Raw genomic sequence first — 25,115 nt, forward strand, 5'->3', positions numbered from 1 at the left:
ATTAGAATTTAAGATTTACACCTAAAGTGAATTGCCGAACCGGCGGGTTGTTCAGGTTTACCGCGATCTGACGCTCCGGGGTGGCCCGGTTTCCCGACTGGTCATTGAGCGTTGACTGCCCCGAAGCATAGCTGTTGCCCTCCGGATCGATAGCCAGTTTGTCGCGTACCAATGGCGAATACAGAATGAGCGGGTTAGTCGCGTTAAAGTAAACCCGAGCCGAACTGCCACCGATCTTTTTGATGAACTGGCTGGTGAAGGTGTAACCCAGGTTGATACTTCTGATCTTAACGAACGACCCGTCGTAGTAACCCAGCGTTGACCCGAAATTAGCTACAGCGCCACCGGCATCGGGTGCGGGGAAAGCGTTGGTTGGGTTGGTGTCCGTCCAATAGTCTGTTTTCACCTGGTTCACGCGGCCCTGGTTGAAGAACGCAAATCCGCCCGAACCGGTGGAGTTACCCGTCAGGTAAGGTACGACCACTTTCATGCCCATCCGGGCGAAGGTCACGATAGAGGCATCAAAGTTTTTGAAGGTAAACCGGTTGGTCAGGCCACCTTCCCACTTGGGCTGGAAATTGCCCAGAATCTTGCGGTCGTTGGGGTCTATTTTCCCATCGCCGTTTACGTCTTCAACCCGAATTTGGCCGGGAAACTGCACAGGTGAGGTTTGCTTGGCCAGGGTACCATTTTCCTTGTCGGCCGTTTGCCAGATACCGATCTTGTTGTAATCGTAGATGACCGACAGGGGTTGTCCCACAAACCAGCCCGCCCCTATGTTGGAGAGTTCGGTTGGGGTGGTGAGCTGGGTGATTTTTTCGCGGTTGAAGAAGTAGATCACGTCGGTACTCCAGTTGAAACCGCCGGGCTTTCTGAAAATCTCAAACGTCAGCGATGTCTCCAGTCCCCGACCTTCTGTCCGGCCCAGGTTCTTCAGCGTCGAACCGGCACCGTTGCTTGGAGGCAGTGGCACCGACAGCAGAATGTCTTTTGTTTTCTGGAGATACCAGTCGACCGTACCCGTAATCCGGTTGTTCAGGAAGCCAAAGTCGATACCAATATCGACCTGCGAGGTTGACTGCCAGCCCAAATTCGTTGCGGGTAGGCTGGTAACCGTATAGGCCAGCTGCTGACCGGCCGTTCCCAGACCAAAGTTGTAATACCCTGCCGACAGGGCACCCAGTGTCGAGTAGGCTCCTACGTTCCGGTTACCCGAAATTCCCCAGCCACCCCGCAGTTTCAGGTTCGAAATAGCGGGCACACTTTTCATGAACGGCTCGTCGATGATGTTCCAGCCAGCACCAATGGCGGGGTAGTTAAAGTAACGATTCTGCGGGGATAAGGTCGACGACCCGTCCCGGCGCATGGTTAACGTCAGCAAATAACGGCTGTCGTAGCTATAGTTGACCCGGCCCATGTACGACAGCAGCCCCGTTTCGGCAAAGGAGTTACCAAAGTCCGAGTTGGCCACGGGCTGACCCGACGCCAGCGAGAAGTTCGACGTTTTGATGTAGTCGGCGGGCACCCCGGTTACTGTAAACCGGCTTCCCAGCGAGTGGTTTTGCGTTACTTCATACAATCCCGTAAAGCCCAGTTTATGCTTGCCAAACGTTTTGTCGTAATACAGCAGGTGCTGGAGGTTGATGTCCCAATACTCGGTATTGCTGATCTCGGCATTGGACGACGACTGAACCGTAGCCGAGTTGAAATAGGTCAGCGGTCCGCCGTAGCCATTGTAGTTCGACTGGCTGAAATTCAGACCGGCGTTGAACCGATACCGCAAACCCGGCAGAATGTTCACCTCACCATACAGGCTATTGAACGTTCTGATTGACCGTGTACGGCCCAGGTAGGCATCTTTCTTGGTGATAATGGTCAGCGGGCTGATGCCGGCCGCGTCGATCGACCCTTCCGACGGGAACAGGTTTACGGAGCCATCGGCATTATAAGGAGACGCCAGGGGCGTTAACCGAACCAGGCCACCCGGCACACCGCCACCACCGGGGGTGTTGGTGTAGGTTAGCGTGTTCAGCGTGTTCAGACCGATCTTGATATTTTTTCCAAGACGCTGGTCGATGGTAGCCCGAATGGTATACCGTTCGAATTTCTGGCTGGGGATAATCCCCGTCTCGTTGAAATAACCGAGGCCCAGCGAGTACTGCGTATTGTCAGTGCCACCCTGCATACCCAGCTGGTGGTTGGTATTGAAACCGGCTTTATAGATCAGATCCTGCCAGTCTGTAGATACGCCGGCGGCCAGTGCTTCCTGTTCCTTGATCGTGAGCGGGTAGGCTGTGGTGCCGGGAGCCGTGCGGTTGTATTTGGCAGCCTCCTGTTTAAACTGGGCATACTCCGGTCCGTTCATGATGTTGTACTTGCCCATGATGGTCGTGATGCCATGGTAGCCGTCGTAGGTAAACACGGGTTTACCGACTTTTCCACGTTTGGTCGTAATCAGAATAACGCCACCCGCTCCCCGCGATCCGTAAATGGCGGTAGCCGACGCATCTTTCAGGATTTCCATGTTGGCGATATCATCCGGGTTAATGTCATTCAGGCCACCATAGGGAATACCATCGACTACCACCAGCGGACCATCCAGACCATCACCGTTGCCGGTGGTTAACGTGCGGTTTCCCCGGATACGAATCGATCCCTGCGAACCCGGTGTTGACCCGTTGCTGACAATCGTTACCCCGGCCGCGCGTCCTTTCAGCTGGTTCACGATGTTTGGCGCGGGAACTTCTTTCAGCGTCGCTTCATTGACCGACACAACCGAGCCCGTTACATCCCGTTTGCGCTGGGTACCATAACCGACCACGACAACTTCATTCAGCGTTTTGTCATCGTTGGCCAGGGTTACGTTAACGGTCGTCTGTGTGCCAACGGCCACCTCTTTCGTCAGGTAGCCAATGAAGGAGAAAACCAGCGTCGTGCCGGGGCCGTTCGGTACGGTAAGTTTATAATTACCGTTCACGTCGGTCGTAGTGCCGCGATTGGTCGATTTTATCTGAATGTTTACGCCCGGCAATCCTTCACCGTTGTCGCCCGTAACCCGACCGGAGAGCTGCACATCCTGCGCTTCTTCCGTTCTAAGCTGACTGGTAGAATTTTGCTGCGGGAGTGTGGCCGGGGCCGATTCCCGTTTTATCAGAATCTGCTGACCAATCACCTCGTATTTCAAGTTGAGGGGTGTCAGAATATGATCCAGCAATTGAGAAAGCTGCTCATTGGTGGCCTGATAGGTCACTTTTCGCTTCGATTGGATGATCTCCCGGCTGAACAGAAACTGAACGTTGGCCTGTTTTTCGATCCGTTTGAAAACGGTTTCAACGTCTTGGTTTTGAGCGGATATGCTGACTCGCTTACCCAAAAGTTCCTGTGCGTTGCCATCAAAGGCAAAGCTGATGTTGACCAGGGCGAATGTGAACAAGATTTGTAGACTTGTGATTTTCATAATCCTGACCCAAACACTGCGGTTTAGTAAAATGTAATGCATAAGTTTGTGAACGTTGTTGTTCTTTTTTGGAAGAATGGACAAAAAATTCCCTTACCCTGTACAAAGGGTTACGTGTTGGAAGAGGCACAAAAACTGGGGACTTTACGGGCGATAGTGTTGGAAGCACTATCGCTTTTGTCGTTAGAGGGGCGATGACTTTATACCATAATTGACTGTAGTTTTATTGAGAAGTTAGAAGATGATTAATTGCAACCGGCGCTTTGGATGACGATCTGGTTATTCACTACGTTGAAGCTGGATTCTATTGTCTGGCACACCAGGCGGATTTTCTCGGAAAAAGGAACGTCGTCCAGCTGTCCCGTAAACGTGCAGTTCCTGAGCAGTTCGCGATCATACACGATAGGCATATGATACGCAGCTTCCAGCTGGGTAAACACCTCAGGAACAGGCGTGAAATCAAATTTGAAGGGATGGGTAACAATCTCGGATGTTCCACTCTCCAGCGGCCGATTCACTTTCTTTTCAACCTTGTCTGTTTTTGTATCCAGGCTTAGTTGCTGATGAACGGCCAGCAGCACTTCCTTTTCGGGGGAGCCGGGAGAGCTGACCGGCGTAACGGAAACCTTTCCGGTTTTTACTTTCACAAACGCATTCGATTCATTAGCGAAAGAACGAACCTGAAAACTGGTGCCCGTTACCCGCGTTGTTAGCCGATCCGTATACACGATAAAGGGTTTCGCCGGGTTTTTGGCCACTTCAAAAAATCCCTCGCCCTGTAGGTAAACCTCCCGCAGCGAATCCGCCGTCCCCATCCGAAAACGAATCTGACTATTGACCGACAGCAGTACCGATGATTGTTCAGGAAGCAGCACCGTTACCGACCGATCGGCGATGTTCTTCACTATTTTCCATTTACCAGCCGCCAGGGCAGGTTTTTCTCCGGTAACCAGACTGGCTATTGACCGGATCGTTGGCTGGCCCGCCTGCCACCAGATCAGCAGGCATACGACGCTGGCTGCGGCAACCCAACGCCCCCACTGCCAGCCAATCAAGGGCCTTACCGGGACTTCTGCATCCGGAATGTGATCCAGAATTTGCCGGGTTTTGGCTTTTACCTCCTGATAGGAAAGCGGAGTCGTCTGGCCCTGAAGTGTCAGAAAGACGGCTACTGCCTGCTCGTAGAGATCAACTTTCTCCGGATGTTCAGCCAGCCACTGCTGCCATACCAACTGGTCTTCCCAACGCCTTTCCATAACCCAGGTTCGGAAAGCGTCGTTTTCTAAAAAATCCTCGACGGTCGAAAAATCGCCAGTTGGAAAGTCCATTGGTACTTTTTGGGTATTTTTAATGATAGTATGAGGATTCGGCCTGGCGATACCCCTCTTAAAGGAAATTTTTTTGGAGAAAAATGCAGATTAGCGAAAAGAGGGGGACAAGCCATTTTGTCCGCAGCTTGCTGAGGGCTTTCTGCAAAAAGTTGGAAACCGACTGGCGGTTGACGTCCATGACCTCGGCAATTTCGGGGATGGACAGGTTTTCGTAATAGCGTAGATAGAGGGCTTCCCGTTCGCGAGCCGGTAGTGTTGCCAGTTGTGCCTGTATGGTTTGCGACAGAATAGCCATCGACTCCTGCCGAATCAGCAGGGTTTCTGTGTCAATGTCCTGGGCCAGCGAGGTGTCCCAATCCAGTTCCTGAAAGGTTTGCCTTTTTTGAGACCGCAGCGATTGAAGAATGTGATGCCTCAAGGCTTTCAACAGATAATGCTTAACTGATCCAGTCTCATTGATCTGAGCGCGATTCTGCCAGAGTTGTAGAAAAAGCTCCTGAATACAATCCTCAACGATCGACCCATCAACCATAAATTTCAGGCCATAATGCTTCAGCATGCGATAATAGCACTCGGCCAGCTGACCCAATGCCTGTTTATCGCCCTGACGATAGGATTGCCATAAAATCTGATCCTGGGTTTGAGGAGTCTTGAGGTCCACTTAAATACGCGTTGGTGAAAAATTGTACAGGTCTATATAGAGATCGTAACCGGTTTGCTTAAGCGCGGCTGAAGCCGCGCGGCCAATCTATATGTTCACTATTGTGTATGGTTGACACTATTTCATGTGCAGCATAAGTGTTTACTAGAGCTTAACAACTATAGTTGTCAGTTGATCAAAATCTTCTTACTAATACAAAATTAGCTATTGTGTAAGAGATTTAGCGTCTGATCGTAACGAACTACCAACAAAAATTGAGGATTTTTCTTAAAAAGAATACAATTCTACAACAATATAATTATAGAGGACTAACTTATATTAACATATTCTGACTGTTTTTTAATGCTTTCGATTTTTGGTGTCTGTTTTCGAGGAATGAAAAAGGGCCAATCGCGGGTCAACGCTTCTGGTAACTAGGTACATATAAGGAATACCTGGTTCCTTATACCGGCTACTTTGACGCCTGTGAAAGGACTGATGAAGGTATGTGTTTAGCGGCTGGAGGAAAGAAAAGGTCGGACTGACTAACGACTATAATCCTTCTCCTTTATTAAGCCGGGTGGTTAGTTGATGGGTTATGATCGGGTATATTGCCTGATAACAGACCTTTTACATCCGAGGCCGGATTGTTGCCAGAGTATGGGAGTTTCGTTCCGGGATATACCATTGTCAGTCAATTTCATGCAGAACAGACGCAAGTTTATCAAGACGGTAGCCGCCGGTTCGGCGGGCGTAGTCGTGGGCGGAACCGCTTATGGCTTTAGCGCCAAAAGCTATAACCGAATTATTGGGGCCAACGAGCTGGTTCGTGTCGCTACAATTGGTGTCAACAGCCGGGGCAACAGCATGGGGGCTACCATTGCGGGCCAGAAATTTGCTGAGGTGGGCACCGTCTGCGACGTAGACGAACGGGCCATCCCCAAAGCGATTCAAACCATCCTGAAAACTAAACAAACCCTGAAGCCAACGTCCGAAAAGGACTGCCGACGGGTGATGGAAGACAAATCCATCGACGCTATCTACATTGCCACCCCCGATCACTGGCACGCTCCGCTGACGATCATGGGTTGCCAGGCCGGCAAGCACGTCTACGTCGAAAAGCCGTTGAGTCATAACCCCAGAGAGGGGGAAATGGCCATTGCGGCAGCCCGCAAATACAACCGGGTGGTTCAAATGGGTGCCCAACGGCGTTCGGCGCCTACCTTAACGCAAGGTATTGAGGAACTCCACAAGGGCATTATTGGTCGGGTCTACCTCGCCAAAACCTGGTACACCAACAAACGGAAAGCGACCAATCTGAAGCCGGGAACGGTGCCGTCGTGGCTCGATTATGATTTATGGCAGGGCCCCGCACCACGGGTTCCGTATCAGGAAGGACTGATTCACTACGACTGGCACTGGTTCTGGCACTGGGGCACCGGCGAAGCCCTCAACAACGGCACCCATGAGGTCGATGTGGCCCGCTGGGGACTTGGCGTCGATTTCCCGACCCGGGTTAGCTCCGTTGGCGGTCGGTATGAGTTCAAGGACGACTGGCAGACCCCCGATACACAGATCGTTATCATGGATTACCCAAACCGGGTATCGCTGATGTGGGAATCCCGAAGCTCGAACGGCCGAAAAATTGAGGGGCTCGACCGGGGCGTTATCTTTTACGGGGAGAACGGAAGCCTCGACACGGGTGGCGATAGCTACAAAGTATACGATCTGGATGGCAAACTGGTGAAGGAGGTTAACCCCGCCGTAGCTGAAAGCGATATACAGGGGCGTAATACAGCCAGCCCCAGCCTGGGGATGGACAGCCTGCACGTGGCCGACTTTCTGGACGCGATCAAAAACAACCGTCGCCCTAACTGCGATGTTGAACTGGGCTACAAGAGTGTGGTGGCCATGCAGTTGGGCAATATTGCCTGGCGAGTTGGCCGGGATCTGAAAATTGATCCGAATAACGGTCATATTCTGGACGACAAAGAGGCCCAGAAACTCTGGGGTCGTACCTACGAGAAAGGGTGGGAGCCAAAGGTGTAAGAGGGTTCTGAATTGTAAACAATCAGGCTTGCCAACGCTTCAAAGGCTACCACGTTCTCACGAAGGTGTAAGCCCGTTTAGGTAGTGCGCTACTGCGGCCAGAATTTTTTTTATTGGCACATCCAATTCTCTTCCTGCAATCTCGATTAGGGTGCTGAGCATCCTAATCGAGCCCAAAGAATGGACCTACGCCGATGCACGGCAATTGCAGTACATCCATCAGCGATTTGGATCGGGCATTCGACTTAAGACGTACCCCTTGCTGACGTTGCCGCGCATGGCTTGGGCGGGTTTGGTAAAGGGTATCAAAGACATCAGACCGTATTATTATCTAACGTACCAAAAACAGGAGGCCAAACGATTGATGGTCGACCTGTACGATTGGCAGGACTACGGTGGTCATCACCACGAAAACCTGTTTACCAAATTTGCCATGGCCTGCTGGCTTCCCCAGAAGTTTGGTATCGATAAGCGCAAAATAAACCTATCGGCACAGGTGCTGAGTGGCGCTATCACGCGCGACGATGCTCTGGCACAATTGCAGCGACCCTTTGCGCCCGAGCGCGAACTGTTGGATATTAAGGCCTATGTACAAAAAAAACTGGCCCTGTCAGAAGCGGAGTTTACCCGGGTATGGGCAGGACAAGCCCACAATACGTTCGACTATCCATCGAATTACAGCCTGCAAATGACGTTAGCGAACGCTCTTCAGCCGGTGCTGCGTCGGCTGTATGCGTTCACCCCCATGAGCGTTACAGCCAATCGGGTGTTAGACGCTCCCAAATAGCGGGCGTTTTATCGACACAATGTACACATATGAACTCCACCGCCAACTTTCGGCCGCCGATGAATCGGCCATAGATGCGTTTCTGCACACGGTGGGCGGATTTCAGTATTTTCAATCGCCTGTTTATTTCAGGGTATGCCAGGCTTCTGAAAAACTACAGCCCGTTTACGTGCTCGCCCAAAAAGCGGGGCAACTTGTGGGGGTGTTGCTGGCCTGTCGGCAGGTGCAGCTGGGAGGGCCAGCCGGTTTTTTAACCAGCCGAACCGTACTCATTGGCGGACCCGTAACCGACCGCAATAGCCCGGAACTGGCCGATGGGCTGCTCAAAACCTTCCTGAGCCGGGGACCCAAAAGCCTCTACACACAGGTACGTAATCTGAGCGACACGAGTCCGTTAAAGCTTTGTTTTGAGAAAAACGGCTTCGGGTACGAGGAGCACTTAAATATCCTGGTCGACCTGACCCAATCGGAAGAAACACTGTGGAAGGAGGTTCATTCCAAACGGCGGAACGAAATCCGGCGGGCCGAAAAAGAAGGGTGCCGGGTCGTCCGGCAAACCACATCCGAAGCCTTAACGGACTGCTACGCGATTCTGACCGATGTGTACCGGCGGGCTAAACTGCCCCTGCCGGTGTTTGGCCACTTTAAGGACATGCTCGATCAGACTACCGCAACGACCGGGCTGCGCATCTTCACGGCTATGGCCGACGAGAAAATTATTGGCTGTATGCTCTGCATTGCCTGGAACAATACACTCTACGACTACTATGCCGGGGCCTTCAGTCGCTACTACCACAAATACCCCAACGACCTGCTGCCCTGGGAGGTTTTTCGATGGGCTAAATCTGAAGGCTTTACGGGCTTTGATTTTGGTGGGGCCGGTAAGCCCGGAGTGCCCTATGGCGTTCGTGATTACAAGAAAAAATTTGGCGGTACGATGGTCAATTACGGTCGCTACGAACGGGTCCATTTTCCGGCTCTGTACCGAATGGCTACGGCGGGCTTTACCCTATGGCAACGTCTGAAACGATGATACCGCGCTTCAACTACCGCTATTCGCTGTCGCAGGCCTGGCATGACCTCCGGTTGCTGCCATCCCCGGCAACGGGCCTTACCGGCAAATTAAGCCGACTGTTTCCGGGAGCATCCTTACAGTTGGTGAGTAGCGCCCGAATGGGCATTTACTATGCGCTGGGAAGTTTCGGCCTAAAAGCGGGGGCCGGGATCGGGGTTCAACCGTATACCTGTTCATCCGTATTGTCGGCTATCGTAGCGGCAGGCTATAGACCCGTTTTCATCGACATCAACGACGAGCTGACGCTTGACCTCGACGATCTGCAGCGTAACCTGGCCAATCTGGATGCGCTGATTGTGACCCACACATTTGGTATGGTCGCCGACGTTCGGGCCATACGACAGGTAGCCGGTCATTTGCCTATTATCGAAGACTGCGCCCACGCATTTTTAGGACAGTGTGAGGGAGATGTTCTTGGGAGCTTTTTCGACATAGCCGTCTTCTCGTTCGGAAATGGCAAATTTCCGTCGTTGGGAGGAGGAGGGCTTTTAGTCATTAATCAGCTTCAGTATGCCCCGTACATTGCCGACAGGCTGCACGACCTGAAATCGCCGGGCTTGATCTCGAACTTGGTTCGGATGGGTAAACGGCTTATAAACGCGCGGCTGCACTCGCGCCTGGGCGAACAGATGTTGTACAGGCTCCTTAGCGACCGCCTGACTGGCCAGAGAAGCGCCCGCATCACGACCCTGCCGAGCTGCGATAAAGGGCCTGGTCCTACCCTGAACGCGAACCTCAACCAGCAACTGAAGCACCTCGACACGATGGTTGGGCAGCAACAGCGCAACGCTCGATACATCATGGACCGACAAGGTGGCCATTACAAGATGCTGGGCCACACCTTCGCCGTGGTGCTATTGACCGATAAGCGCAACCAGTTGTACCATTTTTTGCGACAGCGGGGGGTAGGAGCCGGTAAACATTTCCAGCATGCCCTCAGTCTGGCCATGCCTTTCGGCTACCGGCCCGGTACCTGCCCGCATTTCGAACGGCTTGTGGAGCAGGTATTGACTGTGCCTTGTCACTACAGCCTGACCACACAGGATTTACAGCGCATAGATCACGCGCTCAAACAGTATACTACATACCAGACCTCAGTACATGAAGAAACTGCTCATCGATATTAATCACCCGGCTCACGTGCATCTGTTTCGTCATTTCATTCAGGAAATGAGGAGTCGGGGCTATACCGTACTGGTGACCGCCAAGAACGTACCGTCCATCACCGCTCTGCTGAAGCAGTATAAAATCGACTACATCGATACGGGCCGTAAAAAAGACGATATGCTGCGGAAGTACCTGTACGAGTTTGTCCACCTGCTTAAAGTTCTTTCTATCGTCGTGCGCCGGCGGGTCGATTACGGTATTGGGGTGTCGATGGTGCTGCCGATTGTATCGAGGCTGACGCCCATGGTCACCTTTGCCCTCGATGACGACGACCTGCAGGCCACCCCCCTTTTTGGTAAATTCACGTCGCTTGCCAACGTGGTGCTGAACCCCGATGCCCTGGACCATGAGAACCGGGGGGCGGGGCAATTGTGTCACCCCAGCTATCACGAACTGGCCTATCTGCACCCTGACCGGTTCAGGCCGGATGCCGGTGTACTGCACGAAATTGGCTTAGCGCCGGGGGAGCCGTTTTTTGTGTTGCGGTTCAACGCGTTCAAGGCGCACCACGACGCCGGGGTGCGGGGCCTATCGATCGAACAGAAGCTAACGATTGTCGATTTTCTGAAAAATTTTGGTCGGGTGCTTATCACGGCCGAACGGACCATAGATCCGTCGCTCAAGGCGTATCAGCTGGCTGTTTCACCCGAAAAAATACACAGCCTGCTCTACTATGCGACGCTGTTTGTGGGGGATAGCCAAACCATGACTACCGAGGCTGCCCTGCTGGGTACACCGGCCGTAAAGCTCAACTCGTTTGCGGGGCGGCTCTCCATACCCAATGAGATCGAAAACAAGTACAAACTATGCTACTCATTTCAGCCTCAGCAATTTGACGATATGTTCCGTACGGTTCAGGAACTGGCCCTCAACCCTAACGTGAAAGCCGAATGGCAGGCACGCCGGGCTGCGCTGCTACGCGATAAGGTTGACCTGACCTCGTTTCTGGTAACCCTGGTAGACGAATATCCGGCGAGCGTGTCGGGTCGGCAAACGGTGTCTGTATTGGGCAGGGCGTAACTCAGGGGGCGATTCATGGATTTTACACTATCGAAATATAACCAACTGCTGGATGCTATCGGAGAGGCCGGTTATCAATGCCTGCCTTTCGATGCTTTTTTGCAGGAGCCACCCCGTCGCGCCGTTGTGCTGCGGCACGATGTGGACCTGCTGCCCGAAAATTCCCTGCGGTTTGCGCAGATACAACACGAACGGGGGCTTCGGGGAACCTACTACTTTCGGGCGGTTCCGGCGAGTTGGGACGAACGCATTATCAGGGCCGTGGCCGACCTGGGTCACGAGATTGGCTACCATTACGAGTGCCTGACCACCTGCCGCGGGAAACTCGACTGGGCTATCCGCGATTTCGAAACGAATCTTGCGGCTTTGCGGCAACTGGTGCCCGTCCAAACGATCTGTATGCACGGGAGCCCCCTTTCGCGATTTGATTCCAAAGACCTCTGGAAAGCCCGTTCATACCGCGATTTTGGCCTCATTGGCGAACCGTATTTCGACGTCGACTTTGCCCGGGTAGCCTACCTGACCGATACGGGTCGGTGCTGGAACGGCAACAAAGTGAGCGTTCGGGATAAAGTAAACTCGGCCTTTACGCACTCGTTCCAAACCACCGACGATGTGATGCAGGGGCTAACCAACCAGCAATTACCCGATCAGATTATGTTTACGTTCCATCCCCAACGCTGGACGGATAATTCCCTTTCCTGGACGCGTGAACTGCTTTTTCAAGGGACTAAAAACGTGATCAAACGCTATTTCTACGTGTCTAAATAGCCGGGAAATTTTCAGCAGATGCTTAAATTATTAACGCTTGTCGGCGCCCGTCCGCAAATTATCAAAGCCTCGGCGCTTAGCCGAACCATTCGGGAGGACTTTGCCGGTCAGGTATCGGAAGTACTGGTACATACAGGGCAGCATTACGACCAAAATATGTCGGCTGTGTTTTTTGACGAATTGGCCATTCCGCAGCCGCAGTACAACCTGCGTGTCGGGTCGGGGAGCCATGGACAGCAGACGGCGCAGATGATAACCGGTATTGAAGAACTAATCGACCGCGAGAAACCCGACCGGGTGGTCATCTACGGCGATACCAACTCAACGCTGGCGGGGGCTATTGCGGCCTCGAAGCAGCAGATACCGGTTGTGCATATCGAAGCGGGGCTACGGTCGTATAATAAGCGTATGCCGGAAGAAATTAACCGGATCATGGCCGACCATGTGTCTACCTATCTGTTTCCACCCACGCAGACCGGTGTCGACAACCTGATAAAAGAAGGGTTTTCGGTGACCAACAAACCACCCTACACCATTGACAATCCGGGTATTTTTCAGGTGGGGGATGTCATGTACGACAACGCGCTGCATTTTTCGGCTCTGGCTACCGACCGCACAACGATTCTGGAAACGTTGTCCTTAGTGCCGAATGAGTTCACCCTGGTCACCATTCACCGCAACGCCAACACCGACGATCCGGACCGTCTCAACGCCATTTTCGGCGCTTTACAGTCGCTTTCCACCGACTATCAGACTCAGATGGTGATTCCGTTGCATCCGCGCACCGCCAAACAAATGCAGAACCTGCTTTACCCGGATTTGTACAGAGCCATTCGGGCCAATGCCTATATCCGACTGCTGCCGCCGGTATCCTTTCTGGAGATGCTGGCTTTGGAGCAAAAAGCACAATTGATTATTACAGATTCGGGAGGAGTCCAGAAAGAAGCGTATTTTTTTCAAAAACCATGTATTGTGCTACGAGCTGAAACCGAATGGGTGGAAATACTCAGAGAGGGTGCATCTATTTTATGTGATGCCGATCCAACTCGTATTCAACAGGCCTATAGCCAGCTTATTCACTTTACACAGCCAGCATTTATGCCTGTTTTTGGCAACGGAAGGGCCTGTAGAGACATAATTATACACTTTAGTTAAAATTAAATACTAATTGATTTCGTACTACAAAAATTCTATCTTTATTAAATAAAACAAAATAAAATTCTAATAATTGCCAGAAACTATTGCTTTTGTTTACTAATTATTGTTTTATATACTATCAAATTAATAATAAAATAAGCGGACTTGATTGATTTGGTCTGAAGTACCCATTTAGTGTGTAATAGTTCGGCTTATTGGATAATAGTTACATATGCGCTCTTTATTTTTGCGCTTTAGTGACTCTTTTCAAAATAATCCGTCAGTTGTTTTTACTTACTCTAGAGATGTAATAAATAATAAGTAACTGTCGAGAAAATATGCCGTGGTATGTACTTTACACAAAATCGAGATCTGAAATATTGGTGGCTAAAACACTGCAAAACCGTGGTATTGAAACCTATTGCCCGGTTCAGCAAGTACAGCGGAAGTGGTCTGACCGAGTAAAGCTGATAGAAGTCCCCTTATTTCGCTCGTATTGCTTTGTCAATCTTCCTGAGGCTGATCGGGCGAAGGTTTTTGGCACTCCTGGTTTGGTCGCTTATCTGTACTGGCTAAAAAAGCCGGCTGTTGTTCGTCCATGTGAGATTGAGTTGATTAAGAATATACTAAACGATTTTGATCATAAATCGCTGGAAATAAATAGTTTTTCACCCACTGATCGACTTCGTGTAAAATCTGGGGTTCTTATGGATCAGGAAGGAGAGGTAGTTACCATCCAGGGAAAAACACTGACGATTAAACTCGAGTCATTGTCAGCTTACATCACCATCGATATGACCAGGAATAAGATCGAGAAGCTGTCTAATTATCAATTGCCTGTGTGCGCTCATTGACTCCTTTTAGGATTACCTATCTGTATCAGTAAATGATTAATTTAACGTATCTCACCACCTGTGTGAGCATTGGCCTCATGGTCAACCACTTGTCTATTGCCCAGTCTGACACGTCAAAGCCGAAGATCGACATTGAAGCTGGGGTGTTTTTTTCGTCATCATCCACCAATCCGTTCTGGGTACGCTCCAATCAATATGGTGAGATACCGCTGGAGTCGCAGGGGTTAACGATTCGGGGGCAGATCAGGAAAGATTATAGTCCCCGGGTTTCGACGGATAAACATAAAAACCGGTTCTCCTATGGCTACGGGTTACGGGCCGTTGCCAATGCGGGCCAAACTAACCAGGTACTGCTGCCAGAGCTATACGGAAAAGTGCGATACGGGGCGCTTGAACTTTTTGCCGGTCGACGCCGTGAGGTAGTCGGTCTGGTTGACACGACGCTGACAACCGGTTCATACATCTGGTCGGGCAATGCGCTTCCTGTACCTAAAATTGAGATTTCGATTCAAAATTATATCCCTATTACGGCGAACGGTCTGCTTGCCGTCAAGGGCAATTTTTCGCATGGCTGGCTGGGTAACAGCGATTCAGTAAGGAATATACTGCTGCATCAAAAGAGCCTTTACGTTCGGTTAGGCAAACCCAACTGGCGTTTTAAACTTCATGCTGGTTTTAACCACCAGGTGCAGTGGGGGGGAGATGTCCTCTACCCGCGTATGGATGAAGGCGGTGTGCGGGTTACCAAATTCGGTACCGACCTGGAAAGTTATGTATATGTTGTAACGGGTAAATCTCTCTATACATCGGCCCCTCTCGTCGTTCAAAACAACACAGCGTCTGCCGAAGGAGGCAACCGGGTAGGTAATCATTTAGGTACGGTTGATCTGGCCATTGAATATAATACGCCAAACACTCACTGGTTTTTGTATAAACAATCCATTTATGAAGCCGGGGCCTTGTATTATCTGAATAACATTGCCGATGGGCTGCATGGTCTGTCGTATACTCGCAAACAGGCGAAGCAGGGTATATTAAAAGTTGTGCTGGAGTATCTGCAAACAACCAGTCAGGGAGGCCCCTATACGTCAAACCGGTCAACTATTGAATATTTGCGGGGGGCTGAAGACTACATGAACAATGGTCGTTATATAGATGGCTGGGTATACAAGCGGCAAACAATCGGTACACCTTTCATTATGCCGTTGCGCTACACGACGGGTCTTCCCCAGGATTTAGATCCCAATCCCTACCGAATTGTGAATAACCGCGTACAGGTTGTTTCCCTAAGTGTTCAGAGTCGCGTTAAACAGGTCGAACTCCTATCGCGTATTTCCGTGGGCAATAATCTGGGCAGCTACACTGTCCCAATTGACAAAAGTCAGATTTCTGTCCAGCAGCGGGTTATTTTCCCGTACCAGAAATACACATTTACATCAATAGTCGCTTACGATAGTCGGGGTGTACTGGAACCTAACATTGGTTGTAGCCTTGTTGTGAAGCGTTCGCTTCAATAAAAGCACGAACGATTCTTTAATCTTATACTTTATGAAGCCAATACTATTTTTCTTGTGGGTCGGCCTGGTGATCAGCCTTCCCTCAATGGCTCAGCAGCCAAACACCATTAGTCCCCAACGCACACCGTCAAAGGCAGCCGACTCGCTGCGCACCAAACGAAACATGTTCTTCACGGCCGTTTATCAAGATACCGTGCGGCTTTCTTACTCGGCAGTACACACCTTGTATAAGGATAAGTTTACGTCCGCACGAAAATTGGAATGGGCCCAGCGGCTCAAGCCTGTTGGACCCATTCTGATCTTATCCGGTATCGTGATGGGCTACCTCGGCTTGCGGGGCGAACAGAAAACGGATTATATCCGGGGTATAGGTACGCGGGAGCAGCCCAATGTACCTGATGTACCCGCAAGCTATGTTCAGCGCAGCCTGCCCAAAACGCTTCTTGGCGTAGGGCTTTTGGCCGGGGGTATTGGTATGATCGAATGGGCTAACGATTGTATGGCAAGTTCAGTACGTTTGTACAATGCCAAACCGGCGACCGTTCGGAAAGTTGCTCACGTTGACCATATCAATCTTGGACTCACGGTGAGCGGGAATGCATGCGTAGCGGTTCATTTTTAACAGCCATAACCAGGCTTTCCAGAACGAAGATCGTTTGCCTAAAGAAGCGGTGTGACTAAATCGGCAGCGTCCTCCTGATTCCAGGCGATCAGCAATCCCACCATTTTACGGATACGTAAGGGACTATTTTATTTGAATAGATTATGCCATTTCGATTTCCCTTAAAAGACGTTGTCGTTGAACAAACTTCCGCCCGAAAGCAGTTGGATAAAGCCACTTATGCGGATGAGTGGGTGCAACTGAATCAGTACGAATTCGTGCTCGACATGCCGGAAGTTGGCTGGTTCTATGCATGTCACGGTAAACACATTGACGTATTTCCTTACCCTGATGCCAACCGATCAGCCATTGAGCTTTTTTTGAATGGGTCAGTATATGGTGCTATACTGCATCAACGAAAAACGTTGCCTTTTCACGGGAGTTGTTTTCGCTACCGGGGCCGGGGTATCATGTTGTGTGGAGAATCGGGAGCGGGTAAGTCATCGCTCACGACAGCCTTCTGTTTGCAGGGTGCCGATTTTCTGACGGATGACGTAACGCCAATTGTCTTTAAAGACAATAAACCTTTTATCTGGGGTGTTTCAGATCGGGTAAAGTTATGGAGCGATAGCCTCAGACAATTACAGCAATCCGAAAGCGGCCTGGAGCAGATCATCGACTCTCGTGAGAAATTTTATTTTCCCATGTCATCGAATCCGGGGAGTCTGACTTCGTTAGACCTGCTTATTATTCTGCGCGTTACTGATCACCCTGAGGTTAGCGTTGAATCGTTGAGCGGTATACCCGGCTTTACGGCGCTCAGAAATGAGATTTATCGAACAGAATACCTGGCTGGTATGCCTGAAAGCGAAGCGGCCTATCTTCAGCCGCTTATACTCATTAGCAAGGCGGTTCGTATTGTTGTCGTTTACAGGCCTGAACACATGGGTATTGGCCAGCTCCAGACCGAGCTCCAAACCCTAATTGAACCCTGGACAATGCCCGTTGATGAGGAGTTTTTTACGCTAACGGAAGCACATGTAAAATGAGACGACTAAAAAAACTCTGGCAACTTTCGTTTCAGGAAAAGCAACTTTTTGCTGAAGCCTTGTTCTGGGTGTTTCTGGCTAAAGCCTTACTGCTTTGTATACCGCTCAAACGTTGCCTTGAACTGGTGAAAATGAATAAAACAGCCGGTAACCAGCCTACATCCGACCAATTAAGACAAGTCAAAAAGGCGATCTACCGTACCCGTTACATTATGTTTTGGCCCAATCAATGCATTGTGATGAGTGTAGCTTCGCGATGGATGCTGCAGAGCCGGCATATTCATTCGTCGTTGTTTCTGGGTGTACGTTTCGATACAAATAGAAAGCTTACGGCCCACGCCTGGCTCACGGCCCATGATTATTATATAGTTGAAAAAAACGGGAATTACCACGAGTTATATTACTTTTAACTCACGGTGCGGGATAAACGATTTTGCCAGCCTGTTGAGTCCTTTTGGTGTATTTCACGATCGAAACCAATGAACTCAATGGTGCAAATTATATCAGGCTACAGCTTTCCGGACGATTTGTTTTTGGCTATGGGTATCAAAACTGCCCCCTCCTAACTCAACGAGGCTAAAACGAGCACTACCGCCCAGTTAACAGTTACTGGATTTCAGTGCCATCATGCCTTAATTTGTGACTAAAGGTCTTTTGTTGATCTTGGCTTATACACCTTCACCTGATCGACTTATTTGAAATCTCACAACTTGTATTTTTTAATCAATTAGATAAGTCCAGTAAAAACTATGAAAGAACAACAGAGTGTTAAAAAAGCATGGGTAGCCCCAACCGTTCAGACATTGAACATCAATAGCGAAACCTACGTAAACCCCGGGCGCGGTGATAGGGAAGTGGGTCTGGGAGGAGGTGAAAATAAAAATAAAACGCTTTCCTAAGCAATGTTTTTCGGGTCGTTTTCCCCTCATTCAACTACAAACGGTACTGATCTCAAACGACTTCAGCGAGCTGTAGAGTGGAATGAGGGGAATTTTTATGAAGTAAACTTTCACCATTTTTTCGGGGGGTTCTTTCTTGACAATCGGCTGCCTTATACGCCTGCAGACTGCCTGTACCTCGACCCGGCCAATGGATTGATGGTATTAGTACACGGCAGCGTGTATAATCTCGATCAGCTGTGTAGTCAATATCAACTGAGTCCCCACAATACAACAACTCCGGCTTTAATTGCTGCGTTGTTTCTTCGGCAAGGTCCCGATATTGTCAGGGAATTTAATGGCGATTTTGCCATTGTTATTTTTCGGGCTGCCGAAAATGAGTTCTATATTTTCAGAGACCATTTTGGCAACGTACCGCTCGTCTATACCCAAAGAGACGATGTGCTTTTTTTTAGTACCGACACATTGGCCTTATGTCGGGTTTTCGGCGACGAGAACTCGTTCAATGTTGACCCAATAATGGCGGCTTATAAGCCGGTTGATTTAACCCTAACCCCCAACAGAAGCGTGCTTATGCTCAAAGGGGGGCATTGGCTTCAGGCACAGAAGGAAACGGTAAGCATCCATAAATACTGGGAACCTGAGCGTATCCAAACCGATACAACACTAACCAGTGAGCAACTTTTTAGTGAGATGAACACCTTGCTCACTGACGCCATACGCATTCGGTCTGACCGGCGGTTTACGGCCGGCTCGCACCTAAGTGGAGGGCTCGACTCAAGCTTGATCTCGGTCATCGCTCGCCCTTATTATTCCGGGCAGACTCCGTTTTATGGCTACTCCTGGACGCCCGACAATGCTCCATCCGTTAAAGAACAGACCGATGAGCGAGACCTGATCCGGCAGATCTGCGAAATGGCTGATATTACCCCTTCTTTTATCCATGTTGAACCACAGGATTTAATTGAAAGTACACGGAACAGCCTGCATAATTACATGTACTTTCATGAAGAAAAAGTACTGAAATTAGCTAACCTTCATCAAACAAACCTAGTGTTCAGCGGCTGGGGTGGCGATGAGTTTTTTAGCCTAACCAGCATGGGTATTGATGCTGATTTAGTCTTTAATGGCAACTGGAAAGCGTTTTTTGCCAAAAATCCAGTTTCGAATCCTAAGAAAATAATAAAATACCTTATCTATAAGGTGCTGCTTCCGGCGGCAGGTTATATACTTCCTTCCACCATAAAGTCATATTATGATACTATGTACTTTTATAAGAAGGAGCACCGGCAATTCCACAAGAAATACATTGCCCCTTTTACGGTTTACGGGTCTCGTCGTGGTTTTCACCTGAACATGATTTACACGCACCACATCGCTGAACGTACGGGTCCCTGGTGCATTATGGGGTACAAAAACGGGGTAGTTTACCGGTATCCGCTACTCGATGTACGCCTTGTCGAGTACATGTTGAAAGTGCCTTCCCAATTACTGATTGATGGTCAGCACACCCGCATCCTTCCCCGCAAACTGAGCGCAGGATGGTTGCCGGAAAGCGTCCGCTGGCTCCCGGCAAAAAATGATCCCGCCCGATTTGCCCTTATCAATCAGCAGGAGGTAGAGCGGGGGCTGCTGTTCATGGATGAGGTCTCCGATTTTAAAACAAACCCCGATCTCTCTTTTATTGATTTTGAGTTATTGGAGCGTGAAATTGGTCAGTATCGGTCCGGGAATAAGCATCATGCATCTCTTTTCGGCGAGCTGGTCACGATAAAGTTTTATCATGAGTTTACAAAAAATTACCGGAAAGACGTTTGATCGCTCTTCTTATCTATCGGCTCTTCCAGAAGCTATTTATACCTTTTAAGACGATTAACAGGTACGTGTTTTTTATCATTCCTGAACTAATCAGAATGCCAGAAAGCATCAAATGCCCGCCGGAAATTAACGTTTAAACAGCCCCATACTAATGATTGATCTAAACGCTCACATACCGATAGAGGAGCAGGAAATATGTGTGACCTGTGGCTTTTGTTGCGACGGAACACTCTTTAAGCGGGCTATTCTGGAGCCCGGCGAGCAGGGAAACCTGCCCGAAAAAATAGAGGAACTGTATGGTAAGGAGAGCGAAAGCGAATTTTTCAACTTACCCTGTCCCTACTTTTGTGAAAAATGCACCATATATGAACAGAAACGGGCGAGCATATGCGGGGCGTTTCGATGCCAGCTGCTAAAAAACATGGCAAAAGATACCGTTACCAATGACAAAGCATTACGGATTGTTGCCAATGCCAAACAACTTAGAGCTGAAATCATGCAGCTCTATACGGCCCTGACCGGATTAGTATATGTGGGAGGTTTCATGCAATTTTTGGACGAAATTTACACCCTGAAGCAGACCACGGCGTCAGACCCCCTTAAAAACGGTCAATTCAACCTGCTGGTCATGAAGTGCGGGATTTTAGATGCGCTGCTGACAAAGACTTTCAAGTCGCCTAAGAGTTTTGACGCGTTGCTTAAGGAATCGATGAATCAATTATAAAGCTTTACCAATGAGTGTATACGTAAGGAACCCTGACACCGTTTCGGGGCAGATTGACGACGAAATTGTCATGGTCGATATAGAAAAAGGCAGCTATTTCGCCCTGAACGCCGTGGCTACCCGTATATGGGAGCTGCTGCAGGAAGCGCATACCATGGAATCGCTTTGCGAGAAATTACAGGCCGAGTATGAGGTTAGTGCTGAACAGTGCCGCAACGACGTTGCCAAACACGTGTTACAAATGCAGACGCTAGGTCTGATTAGGGCTGAAGCCTGATGGTCAACGTTTATACCGTAGAGTCTGTCCATCCACTCGGGTCCAGCGAAAAGCTAACCCCGGAATTACAGTGTATTGTCGATTGTCTGACGTCGAATCCTGCATTCGAGTCCGCTACGCTTAGGGGTTTCGACACGGAAAGGATCCTGTATTTGCTTGATTGTCATCGACTGACAACCATCATGTACCGGCAACTACAAAGTCTGCCGAACGTTCCGGCAACGATGCTAAGCCAATTGAGGGAGAGGTCGGTTCAGAATACATGTCGGCAGATTGCATTCATTAATGAGCTATGTCGGGTAGTTAAGTTGCTGCAGAAGAGTCAAATCGAAACAATTTCGCTTAAGGGCCCCATCCTCGGTCAGTTATACTATGGCAGTTATGCCATACGCGAGTGTAAGGATATTGACATTCTGGTGCGCCCCGCTGATTTGCAGGCAGCTTACAGAATACTGACAAACAATGGGTATGCGCTTTCCGAAACCTTATGGAGTAGTCCAAAGCAGGAAACGGTTTATCGGGAGACTTTCCATCACTACAACCTGTATCATCAGGAGCATGGTATTGAACTTGAACTGCACTGGCGTCTTAACACAGATACTACGGACGAAGCGGCCTTATGGTCGAATGCGCTTGTGCATTGGGTAGGGGGTGTACCGGTAAAAACGCTCGCTCCTGTCGATACATTTATGTATTTGTGCGAGCATGGGGGCATGCACCAATGGAAACGGTTGTTTTGGCTGCTTGATATTGCCCGAATAATTGACGCTGAAGGCTCCGACTTTCTGGGTAATGTTTACCAGTCAGCAGGAACTAAAAACCGGGCTAGATACGTCCTCAGTGCCAGCCTTCTGGCCAATAAACTACTAGGGGTTCAGTTACCCAATACGTTGAACGAAGCCATTAAGTGCGACACAGCCCTGAACAAGCTTGTGCACTCCTATATATTCTGGATCAATGCGGTTGCTGAATCTTACGGGAGTCCGCTCAAATCGATCCGTGCATTCCGCTTAAGTTTTGGGCGGTTTTTTTAATGCCTACAGAGCTTACTTCTATGTAGAGAGTTACCCGGGTCTTTACAGATCGATGCGCCATTTCTTCATCAATCCTGCCTACTGGAGAACCTATTCGTTCAGCGACCGTTTCTTTGCCCTGAACTATGTAGCTGCCCCTTTCTTTTGGATACATTCATTATTCAGGAAACATAGATGATATCGTTTGGTGACAGGCCGTTGCAGGTAACCAATTTTACCGTTGGGATCCTACGTTCCAACGTGATTAAGGTGATGTTGTCGGTTGGATGTACGTTACTGATTGGAGTATTATCAGGTAGTAGTCTAGTTGTTCTGCTGCCCCTGCTTTCATCAACGGGTATCGCCCAGAGCCAGTCACAGCAGTCCAAAGTATTCATGCTGGCCGATTCGTTGTGGCAAGGACTCGGGCTGTCGTTTACGATCTACACAAGCCTGGTTCTCTACGTTGTTCTGACAATAGTCCAGTCTATACTGGGCTTTGCCCGTACACAACTGGATACGCGTATCGTGCAGGAGTTTAAAAAAAATCTGCGGGATACGTTATTCGCTGCCATTTTTTCTGCCGAGTGGAGATTTGTAAAGCAAGAGAAAAATACCCATCTGTTCAATAACCTGATTGGTGAAATCAATAAAATCGGCTATTCGATAATGGCCCTTGTCAGCGCGCTTAGCTTGCTGCTTATCTTTTGTTTTTATCTGGTAGCTTCCTTATTTATATCGGTAAAAATGACAGTTTTGGCGTTGCTCTGCTTTTTGCCTTTACTCCTGATTCAGAAAAAACTAAACACAAACGCCTATAAAGTTGGCGAAGTAATGTATTGGCGGCACGAAAGCCTGTTCACGACGGTGCTTGATTTTATCAATAGTTTTAAGCTTGCCAAAAGCCATACTATAGAACAGCAGTATGTGTCAACCTTCCGGCGGTTAACCAGCGATATCGCTGAGGATGAATACACGTACGCCCGCACCGGGGCCTATACGGATTTTCTGTATCAGGCCGGTACGGCTCTGAGTACCTGCGTTATACTGGTTGGGGCTATACGTTTTCTGCACATTCCGGTTATCGATCTACTGGTAATGGTGTTCATAGCCTCGCGACTGATCCCTAATTTTTCGTCGCTGGCGCGTAATTACCAGTATATACTAAGTACACTGCCCGCTTACACCGGAGTAACCGATTTACTGCGTAAAGCACAGAGCAACAGGGAAGAAGATAACGCGCAGAAGGTGTCGCTTCAATCTCCCCCTACGCAGGCGATCAGGTTCAATAAGGTTGACTTTTCTTACGATCAGGACACGCCCATATTCAATCAGTTCACGTACGAGCTGCCCATCAACAAAACCACATCGATAATTGGCGTGTCAGGTCGGGGTAAAACGACGCTGGTGGAGTTGATTCTTGGTTTGCAGAAACCACGGGCGGGTGAAATTTTCATCGACTCTATCGATCTGGCCCACATAAATCAAAAGGACTGGCGAAGTATGATCGCCTATATTCCCCAGGAGAGCTTTTTATTTAATGCAACCATCCGGCAAAATCTGTTGTGGGTCAATCCTGACGCATCGGACGAAGCGTTGCATACAGCCCTTTGTTCAGCAGCCTGTAGTTTCGTCTTTGATCTGCCGGAAGGGCTTGATACATTGGTGGGCGATCAGGGGGGGCGGCTCTCCGGAGGTGAGCGTCAGCGTCTGGCGCTGGCCCGCGCCTTGCTGAGACATCCGCGGTTATTGATTTTAGATGAAGCTACGAATGCATTGGACGCGAATAACGAGAAACTGATTAAAGACGCACTTGAGCAGATCAAGCATAAAACGACGATACTGATCATTGCGCATAATCCGTACCTGCACGAATTGGCTGATCAAACTCTGGTGATATAGGGCGCAGGCTGCTGGAAAACCAGGTTAGCAGGCGGTGTTTTATTGTCGGGTTGTCATAGACTAGTTCGCTTTTTTGAAAACGACCCGCTGCAGGTTGTCGACAGAGTAGGTCGTTACGGACTGCACCGGTTCAGGGTGTTTCCTGCCTGAGGTTACTTCAAAAACAAGCTTGTCGCCACTTAATTCGTAGGTAGATGTGAGGACAATACCCTGTGTTTCGAATACGCTGTAGAGCTTGTTGTTAAAGAGGTAATCCGCCAACACAACTCCATCCCCTTCATCCGTTACGTATTCGTGTTTGGCGGCATCTTTCAATCGTAACGTATAGGCTTTGACGACCGGTGTTTTGACCGACAGGTATTCGGTTTTCCAGCTCCAGGCGTTTGGGCTGTTTGTGGGCGCCACAGTCAGACGCACGGGAACACTATCCCTCAGTATGCCTTTGCTATAGATGTGCATAACCCCCTTCCAACGACCAACGCACGCATCGCCAAAGGAGGACTGCGCCAGTAGGGGATAGCTCATGATCAGATTGATCAGGCAGATACTAAAAATTCGCACCATAGGAGTGGCCAGCCGTCTTGAGAAATTACGTCCGGCAAAATACGAAAAGCAGGTTAATCGCGTCAATGTTCTGTGCGAAAGTAGAGTTGTCACACTTGGGAAGGTCAAAGGCATCGTTAGCAATACCCCTCGCCTTTATCATTTAGTCAGGCAGCAATTGCTCTGCCCGAAGCACTGTTTTGCGCAGTCGGACCAGCGCAGATTCATCACCGAGTAAATAGGAAGCCAGTTCGGATTGGCAGGCATACTCAATTAGCCGTCCGGCTGGTTGTAAAGGAATGACGGCTTCATCGTCTACCGAGTCAAGTAGACAATGCATTTCCGACCGCACTCTCTGGAAGGCGCGTGTCAGGCTAAAAGCCGAGCTGTTGCCGGGCAGTTGGCAGAAATACTTCACGGCATATCGGAATGAATCGTAAGGATCGTCGACCATCGCCTGTCAGTAGAAGGATAATAAAACTCG

Annotated in this window: 23 protein-coding genes; 18 read left to right on the forward strand and 5 right to left on the reverse strand. The window is 49.5% G+C overall.

Annotated elements, in window-relative coordinates:
• Window position 1 precedes the first annotated feature (1 nt).
• From ACYVK4_RS25120 to ACYVK4_RS25130, 3 genes are all read right to left on the reverse strand, one after another.
• Entirely contained in the window at window positions 2-3,457 is a 3,456-nt protein-coding gene (locus ACYVK4_RS25120) for a TonB-dependent receptor (RefSeq protein WP_461130363.1), read from the reverse strand.
• 245 nt (window positions 3,458-3,702) lie between these two features.
• On the reverse strand, window positions 3,703-4,785 hold the full coding sequence (locus ACYVK4_RS25125; RefSeq protein WP_461130322.1) for a FecR family protein: 1,083 nt from the start codon (window positions 4,783-4,785) through the stop codon (window positions 3,703-3,705).
• Window positions 4,786-4,843: 58 nt separating this feature from the next.
• Window positions 4,844-5,449, reverse strand: a complete 606-nt coding sequence (locus tag ACYVK4_RS25130; protein ID WP_461130323.1) for an RNA polymerase sigma factor — start codon at window positions 5,447-5,449, stop codon at window positions 4,844-4,846.
• 681 nt (window positions 5,450-6,130) lie between these two features.
• On the opposite strand from ACYVK4_RS25130, the gene ACYVK4_RS25135 reads away from it, so the two are divergent.
• The 18 genes from ACYVK4_RS25135 to ACYVK4_RS25220 all read left to right on the forward strand — a co-directional run bounded on the left by ACYVK4_RS25135 (window position 6,131) and on the right by ACYVK4_RS25220 (window position 24,088).
• Entirely contained in the window at window positions 6,131-7,477 is a 1,347-nt protein-coding gene (locus ACYVK4_RS25135) for a Gfo/Idh/MocA family protein (protein ID WP_461130324.1), read from the forward strand.
• Window positions 7,478-7,628: 151 nt separating this feature from the next.
• Window positions 7,629-8,264 (forward strand): hypothetical protein, encoded by a 636-nt coding sequence (locus ACYVK4_RS25140; protein WP_461130325.1) that lies wholly within the window; start codon window positions 7,629-7,631, stop codon window positions 8,262-8,264.
• A gap of 19 nt (window positions 8,265-8,283) precedes the next feature.
• Window positions 8,284-9,297 (forward strand): lipid II:glycine glycyltransferase FemX, encoded by a 1,014-nt coding sequence (locus tag ACYVK4_RS25145; RefSeq protein WP_461130326.1) that lies wholly within the window; start codon window positions 8,284-8,286, stop codon window positions 9,295-9,297.
• Complete coding sequence (locus ACYVK4_RS25150) at window positions 9,276-10,466, forward strand: DegT/DnrJ/EryC1/StrS family aminotransferase (protein ID WP_461130327.1); 1,191 nt, start codon at window positions 9,276-9,278, stop codon at window positions 10,464-10,466. The genes ACYVK4_RS25145 and ACYVK4_RS25150 overlap by 22 nt, the downstream gene beginning before the upstream one ends.
• Window positions 10,441-11,526, forward strand: coding sequence for a DUF354 domain-containing protein (locus ACYVK4_RS25155; protein WP_461130328.1), 1,086 nt, complete (start codon window positions 10,441-10,443; stop codon window positions 11,524-11,526). Before ACYVK4_RS25150 ends, ACYVK4_RS25155 begins: the two co-directional genes overlap by 26 nt.
• 15 nt (window positions 11,527-11,541) lie before the next feature.
• Complete coding sequence (locus ACYVK4_RS25160; protein WP_461130329.1) at window positions 11,542-12,297, forward strand: hypothetical protein; 756 nt, start codon at window positions 11,542-11,544, stop codon at window positions 12,295-12,297.
• A gap of 18 nt (window positions 12,298-12,315) precedes the next feature.
• Entirely contained in the window at window positions 12,316-13,452 is a 1,137-nt protein-coding gene (wecB, locus tag ACYVK4_RS25165) for a non-hydrolyzing UDP-N-acetylglucosamine 2-epimerase (RefSeq protein WP_461130330.1), read from the forward strand.
• 320 nt (window positions 13,453-13,772) lie between these two features.
• The gene (locus ACYVK4_RS25170) at window positions 13,773-14,288 is read left to right on the forward strand and encodes a UpxY family transcription antiterminator (RefSeq protein WP_461130331.1); all 516 of its coding nucleotides are present in this window, start codon (window positions 13,773-13,775) and stop codon (window positions 14,286-14,288) included.
• Between the two features lie 32 nt (window positions 14,289-14,320).
• Entirely contained in the window at window positions 14,321-15,805 is a 1,485-nt protein-coding gene (locus ACYVK4_RS25175) for a capsule assembly Wzi family protein (protein WP_461130332.1), read from the forward strand.
• Between the two features lie 31 nt (window positions 15,806-15,836).
• Window positions 15,837-16,427, forward strand: a complete 591-nt coding sequence (locus ACYVK4_RS25180) for a hypothetical protein (protein WP_461130333.1) — start codon at window positions 15,837-15,839, stop codon at window positions 16,425-16,427.
• 143 nt (window positions 16,428-16,570) lie between these two features.
• On the forward strand, window positions 16,571-17,455 hold the full coding sequence (locus tag ACYVK4_RS25185) for a hypothetical protein (RefSeq protein ID WP_461130334.1): 885 nt from the start codon (window positions 16,571-16,573) through the stop codon (window positions 17,453-17,455).
• Window positions 17,452-17,865 (forward strand): lasso peptide biosynthesis B2 protein, encoded by a 414-nt coding sequence (locus tag ACYVK4_RS25190; RefSeq protein ID WP_461130335.1) that lies wholly within the window; start codon window positions 17,452-17,454, stop codon window positions 17,863-17,865. The genes ACYVK4_RS25185 and ACYVK4_RS25190 overlap by 4 nt, the downstream gene beginning before the upstream one ends.
• 339 nt (window positions 17,866-18,204) lie before the next feature.
• On the forward strand, window positions 18,205-18,354 hold the full coding sequence (locus ACYVK4_RS25195; protein WP_461130336.1) for a hypothetical protein: 150 nt from the start codon (window positions 18,205-18,207) through the stop codon (window positions 18,352-18,354).
• A gap of 3 nt (window positions 18,355-18,357) precedes the next feature.
• Window positions 18,358-20,172 carry an asparagine synthase-related protein gene (locus ACYVK4_RS25200; protein WP_461130337.1) on the forward strand — a complete coding sequence of 605 codons (1,815 nt, stop codon included), beginning with the start codon at window positions 18,358-18,360 and terminating at the stop codon, window positions 20,170-20,172.
• Between the two features lie 151 nt (window positions 20,173-20,323).
• Window positions 20,324-20,896, forward strand: coding sequence for a YkgJ family cysteine cluster protein (locus ACYVK4_RS25205; RefSeq protein WP_461130338.1), 573 nt, complete (start codon window positions 20,324-20,326; stop codon window positions 20,894-20,896).
• 10 nt (window positions 20,897-20,906) lie between these two features.
• Entirely contained in the window at window positions 20,907-21,173 is a 267-nt protein-coding gene (locus ACYVK4_RS25210; RefSeq protein WP_461130339.1) for a PqqD family protein, read from the forward strand.
• Window positions 21,173-22,207 carry a nucleotidyltransferase domain-containing protein gene (locus ACYVK4_RS25215; RefSeq protein WP_461130340.1) on the forward strand — a complete coding sequence of 345 codons (1,035 nt, stop codon included), beginning with the start codon at window positions 21,173-21,175 and terminating at the stop codon, window positions 22,205-22,207. The genes ACYVK4_RS25210 and ACYVK4_RS25215 overlap by 1 nt, the downstream gene beginning before the upstream one ends.
• Before the next feature lie 174 nt (window positions 22,208-22,381).
• The gene (locus ACYVK4_RS25220) at window positions 22,382-24,088 is read left to right on the forward strand and encodes an ATP-binding cassette domain-containing protein (RefSeq protein ID WP_461130341.1); all 1,707 of its coding nucleotides are present in this window, start codon (window positions 22,382-22,384) and stop codon (window positions 24,086-24,088) included.
• Window positions 24,089-24,148: 60 nt separating this feature from the next.
• On the opposite strand, the gene ACYVK4_RS25225 is transcribed toward ACYVK4_RS25220, so the two are convergent.
• Entirely contained in the window at window positions 24,149-24,613 is a 465-nt protein-coding gene (locus ACYVK4_RS25225) for a hypothetical protein (protein ID WP_461130342.1), read from the reverse strand.
• 181 nt (window positions 24,614-24,794) lie between these two features.
• Complete coding sequence (locus tag ACYVK4_RS25230) at window positions 24,795-25,085, reverse strand: hypothetical protein (RefSeq protein ID WP_461130343.1); 291 nt, start codon at window positions 25,083-25,085, stop codon at window positions 24,795-24,797.
• Window positions 25,086-25,115 lie beyond the last annotated feature (30 nt).

The sequence above is a fragment of the Spirosoma aerophilum genome, from assembly GCF_054782495.1.